The following is a 5,660-nucleotide window of genomic DNA, read 5'->3' as shown; positions in this document are numbered from 1 at the left end:
CAGTTCAACTGAAAAAAGAGATTGTTCTTTTGCAGGGTAAACTATATAATATGGCTATAAAAAAACCTCTTTATAATAGAACAAAAGAGCTTAAAACTGAACCTACTTTTAAATAGAAATATTGATGAGGCAATGAAGGGCTCTTTAAATAGAAATATTAATGAGGCAACGGGGTATTTTATGCTTCTTTGGTACAAACGAATCTAAAAAAACAGATGGAAGTTTGTTTTTCCTTTACTGGTATTGTTTGGCGTTGTATAAAAGGTGTAAGCACGAACCTTCTTTAAGTTCGTCTTATATAATAAAAAAAATAGATTTTACAATTTGTAGAGATATGTGATAAATTTAACTAAAAATTCACCTGTAAGCCCTTATCATTTTTTATAGTATGACAGAGGGTATGTTTGCAGATATATTCTATACAAAGATTCTATGATAAACAGAAGAAGGTGTCTTGATATTAATAGTTAGGGGGGAATTTATGGTTAACAATGATAGTAAGGTACTACAAGAACTTGGGAAGATAATCAGAGATATTTCTGCTGACCCTGTGAATGAAGAGAGGAAATTATTATGGAAAAAACTCAACGGGTTAGAACAAACACGTCCTCTTATATTCATCTTTGAGGTTCCTTGGCATGAAATGAGCCACGAAAATGAACTTATTCCTTTATGTAAGGAGCCGTTTCTAAGGACCATAGAAATTTCCCTACGGCGAACTATATACCAGTGGCGCCATATGCAAGGAGATATGGTAGTAAAAAAAGAGATTGACTGTCCTTTGGCAATCAGCAACACTGGCATGGGAATAAAGGAGGATGTTGATATTTCCAAGACAGATGACTATAGTGACATAGTTTCCCGCCACTTTAAGATACAGATAAAAAGTGAAGAAGACCTTGATAAAATAAAGATGCCCATTGTAAGCCACAATGAGGATGAGTCAGAGAGAAGGTTTCAGTTGGTAAGCAATATATTTGACGGAATTCTTCCAGTACGAAAGACTGGTTTCAAGTGGACATCCATAGCGCCATGGGATGAATTGGTAAGATTTATGGGATTGCAGGAAATATTAATTGATATTGTTATGCGCCCTGATTATGTACATAAAGTTATAGAACGAATGACAAATTTTTACCTGTCAGCCCTTGAACAGTATCGTAAACTAAACCTCCTTGCTCTCAACAACGACAATACTTATCTTGGAGGTGGTCTTCAGTATACAGACCAGTTGCCACAGAAAGATTTTAATCCTTCAGAGGTAAAACCATCAGATATGTGGGGACGCACAATGTCCCAGATTTTCTCTGCTGTATCTCCAGCAATGCATGATGAGTTTGCACTTCAGTATGAACTTAAATATTTACGCCAGTTCGGTCTTACGTATTACGGTTGTTGCGAACCGTTACACAAGAAAATAGGTATCCTACGAAAAGTTCCTAACTTACGTAAGATATCTATGAGCCCATGGGTTGACATAGAAGAGGGCGCTGAAGCAATAGGGAGAGATTATGTTTATTCTATGAAACCAAATCCCGCATTTCTCGGAAAAGAAGTATGGGACTCTGCTCTGGTAAGGAAAGATTTGGAAGAAAATATGAAAAAGACCCGAAATTGCGTTACTGAAATAATACTTAAGGATATCAGTACAGTCCACTATCAACCCGAAAGACTCTGGGAGTGGGCTTCCATTGCGAAAGAAGTTGCATTAAACTGCTAAATGTTAAAATAGATACACGATATAAAAAGATTTACGAGGAATACTCTTTGTTTTACCGGCACCTTTTGCTTGTCCAGAGTATGCCTGAGGGGACTTGGAAGTTACAATTCTCTTGTATGTTCAAAAGAAGACCAACGTATTTTACATATCTATATTATGCCCTATTATTTCTTTGTACGTCTTATGTTACAAAAAACTATATCTTGAATTAAATTGTGGAATAGAATATTATTATAAGAGATAGAATGTGACAAAAAAATTGGTCATTAGAAAATTTATCAGCAATTAGGAGGATATATGGAAAGAATAAGCGGTTGGGAAAAATGGGATAAAAAGACCCAAAAAGAAGCAGTAGATTTTTGCGAACCATACAAACAATTCCTTTCTGAAAACAAGACAGAAAGACTTTTTGTAAAAAAATGTGTAAAAATAGTTGAAAAATTGGGTTATAAACCTCTTGAAAGTTATAAAAAATTGTCACAAGGGAGTAAGTTTTATAAAATCAACAAAGAAAAACTTTTAATGGTCGGAACTATAGGCAAGACCCCCTTAACAGATGGATGTCGACTTATTGTTGCTCATATAGATAGCCCAAGGTTGGACCTGAAGACAAGCCCCATTTACCAAGATGAAGAGTTTTGTATGTTTAAAACATATTATTATGGGGGAATTAAGAAATATCAGTGGTTAACTATACCTCTTGCCATATACGGAACGGTAGTATTTAAAAATGGCGAAAAAAAGGAGTTTGTGATAGGAGAAAGAGAGGATGACCCTGTTTTTACTATAACAGATATTTTACCACACCTTGGGAAAGAACAGATGAGCAAAGTCTTATCAGAGGCTTTTCCTGGAGAAAAACTTAATGTTGTTATAGGCAGTATTCCTGATAAAAAAAGTAAAAAAAACAAAGTTAAAAACAATATACTTAATATATTAAAATCAAAAGTGGGAATGTTAGAGGAAGACTTTTTTAGTAGCGAACTTCAGTTAGTGCCAGCCGGTAAATTGAGAGATGTTGGGTTTGATAAAAGTATGGTGCTTGGTTACGGTCAAGACGACAGAGTATGTTCTTACACCGCTTTCAAAGCCCATATAGATATTCCTACTCCTCAAAAAACATCTATATGTATGCTTGTAGACCAAGAAGAGATAGGGAGCCCTGGAGCAACTTCTGCAGCTTCTCTATTTTTTGAGTTTACAATTGAAGATATTATTGAAAGATCAGGCTTAAAACCTTCCAACTTTAAAAATGTTATCCAAAATTCACAAGCTATATCTGCTGATGTAGGAATACTTCTTGACCCAAACTTTAAAGAAGCATTTGAGCCTAGGAATGCTGCACGTATAGGTTGTGGAATTATACTGGAAAAAAACACTGGTAGAGCAAAAGGTGGGTGTATTGAACCTTCACCTGAATATCTTGCCTTTTTAAGAGACCTTTTTGAGAAGAACAATGTGCTCTGGCAGTCAGGTGAGATGGGAAAACTTGAACTTGGCGGCGGCGGGACAGTTGCAACGTTCTTTGCAAAATATAATATAGATACCATTGATTGTGGTACAGGTGTTCTCTCAATGCACGCTCCTTACGAATTAACAAGCAAAGCAGATATATATTCTACTTATCTTGCCTATAAGGCTTTTTACAAGTAAGTTATATATTTATGTTATAAAAAAGGCGGGTATTGATATTTTCCGTTTTAAAGTGATATTAAAACCTTAAATGTAGAGCCTTAGTTATTATTTTCTAATAGCCTTTGTTATATTGTATTTCACAACTTGTTCAATTTGTTCAATCTTATTAAAAACATTATACTACTAATACGCTGGCAATTAATTGCTTCTTTTTACAATAAAAGGAGGGTTATTTGAAAAATATAACGAGATATTTATTATCAGTTGTTTTATTGGTAGTTTTTTTCTTATGTAGTAATAAAATATATTCTGCAGAAAAGAAACAAGTAAAGCATAACCTTATCAAGAACCCTAATTTATCAATAATGAAAGAAGGTTCTCCTGAACATTGGAAATTAGGAGGAGAGGCAAGGATAGAATACGATTCGGAAGAAAAAGTAGCTAAGGTTTATACCAAACTCACCAACGATTATCTTTTACAGACATTATACCTTTCTTCTGGACATTATCTTTTAAGAGTTTTGGCTAAAACAGATTCTATGACAATATCTTTAAGAGCCCTGGGTAGAATGCCTATCAAAGTCTCCAAAGATTACGAATGGACAGAACTTCCTTTTTATTTAGACGGAGCAGAGGAATATAAACAGAGTGTAATGGTAGGGTTAAATATCCCCTCAACAGGAGGTGGAACTCAGGGAGATATTTTTACAGAAACAAAAATTAAAAAGATTGAATTGTTAAGATTGGGAGATACTGCTTTACCACGAAATTGGGGGACAACCATCCCAACCAACCCTTTACATAGACTGGAAACAATCAATAATAACCCTAATTGGGAAAGACCATGCAAGGTTGTTTTTAATGATTCATTTATCGGAACAGAACTTTGGCTTATGACGCAAGGTGGGCAGATTGACCTAATGTACGTCGGTTGGCCACATTTCAGTAATGATGGAAAATATGTTCAGGTTGCAGTTAGAACACCTGGACATTTCCTACGTACTGACGGTTCTTACAGATACAATCCGCCTTCTCAGACAGGAACTCTATCGTGGATAGGCAAAATGCTATGGCTTTTTCCTTGGGAACAAAAGCGGCTTCCAGAAGGAACCGATATATCAGATTGGATAATGTGGGGACAAAGAACTGCTCAACAGATAACTTTACATAACCTTGCTACAGAAGAAAAACATATACTTAACCTTCCCACTCGACCTGGTTGGCAGATTATTTCTGTACCATCTATCCACAGAGACTCAAGAGGACCTAATATAAACAGTATTGACCATGAAACTTTGGTATGGTATTCAGAAGACAAAAAATCTCTGGCAATTTCTAATGTTGATGGAGAAAACTTTAAAACAATACCCTTTAAGAGCATATCAAGAAGACCAGAAAACGACTTACCTTTACAAATACGCCCATTTTATCTTGTTCGAACATCTCAAAAATTTTATAATGCCATAGACAAAAACAGTACAAGATATTTTTTATATGATTTTAATCACGGCAAATCTATAAACGACCCTTACAACCCTTACCAAATATGGGCTTTATCTCTCAAGGAAAACGATAAAAGAGGACCTTTGAGAGTTATACCAAACCCAAACGTAAATATCCCTGAAGATATACCAGGAGGAACAGAACACTTTTTCTTCAATAAGAATACTGAATGCGGGTATCTTACTCTTGAAGATGGAACTGTTTTATATGAAAGTAGTCTCGGTTACCATAGTGGGTTTAGCGGAACTATAAGAGCACAGACAGGTATTGATGCTCAAGTACGTTTTATAGGAAGTTATCCAAGGATGGACCGTGTTTCCTGGCCACACGAGTTTAAACATAACAAGGATTTTGCAATAGTAGAGGCTTTTACGGAACCCTTTTGCCCCGTGGTAATGGTTGACTTAAGGTATGATACATTATGGACTCTTGTTATAACCAACTTTCACGATTATGCTGCAAGATACGCTCAACGTCCTATATATAGCGGTCGACCTGGGTTTGGCACATACCATAAACCTATGATTAGAACAGCGCCTACGCGAAGCCCTGATTTTACAAAAGTGCTCTACTGTTCTTCAATGTTGACAGGAAACGACCCAGAAAGACTTTTAGGAGACGCTTATATAGCAGTTGCGCGTTATCCTCAACCGCCTATAAATGTGCAGTTTAAGAGCAAACGGTTAGTTTGGGATAAACCTCAGTATAACGCAGAAATTATGGGTTACAATATCTATTATTCGAAAGAGAGCGGTAAAGGTAGTTGGACAAAACTTAACCCAAAACCTATAAGAGAGATGTT

3 protein-coding genes are annotated in these 5,660 nt (G+C 35.8%); all 3 read left to right on the top strand.

Annotated elements, in window-relative coordinates; translation table 11 throughout:
• Nucleotides 1-481: 481 nt before the first annotated feature.
• Complete coding sequence (locus M0P98_09065; GenBank protein ID MCK9266996.1) at nucleotides 482-1,720, top strand: hypothetical protein; 1,239 nt, start codon at nucleotides 482-484, stop codon at nucleotides 1,718-1,720.
• Between the two features lie 297 nt (nucleotides 1,721-2,017).
• Nucleotides 2,018-3,373 (top strand): aminopeptidase, encoded by a 1,356-nt coding sequence (locus M0P98_09060; GenBank protein ID MCK9266995.1) that lies wholly within the window; start codon nucleotides 2,018-2,020, stop codon nucleotides 3,371-3,373.
• Between the two features lie 215 nt (nucleotides 3,374-3,588).
• A partial coding sequence (locus tag M0P98_09055) for a hypothetical protein (protein ID MCK9266994.1) occupies nucleotides 3,589-5,660 on the top strand: 2,072 nt, incomplete at its 3' end.

The sequence above is a fragment of the bacterium genome, assembly GCA_023230585.1.
Lineage (GTDB): Bacteria > Ratteibacteria > UBA8468 > B48-G9 > JAFGKM01 > JALNXB01.
This window is presented reverse-complemented; position numbering and strand designations above follow the sequence as displayed.

What these genes read in the sequence shown, in the direction of transcription:
- M0P98_09060 (MCK9266995.1), top strand. Translation starts at nt 2,018, where the DNA reads ATGGAAAGAATAAGCGGTTGGGAAAAATGGGATAAAAAGACCCAAAAA.
- M0P98_09065 (MCK9266996.1), top strand. Translation starts at nt 482, where the DNA reads ATGGTTAACAATGATAGTAAGGTACTACAAGAACTTGGGAAGATAATC.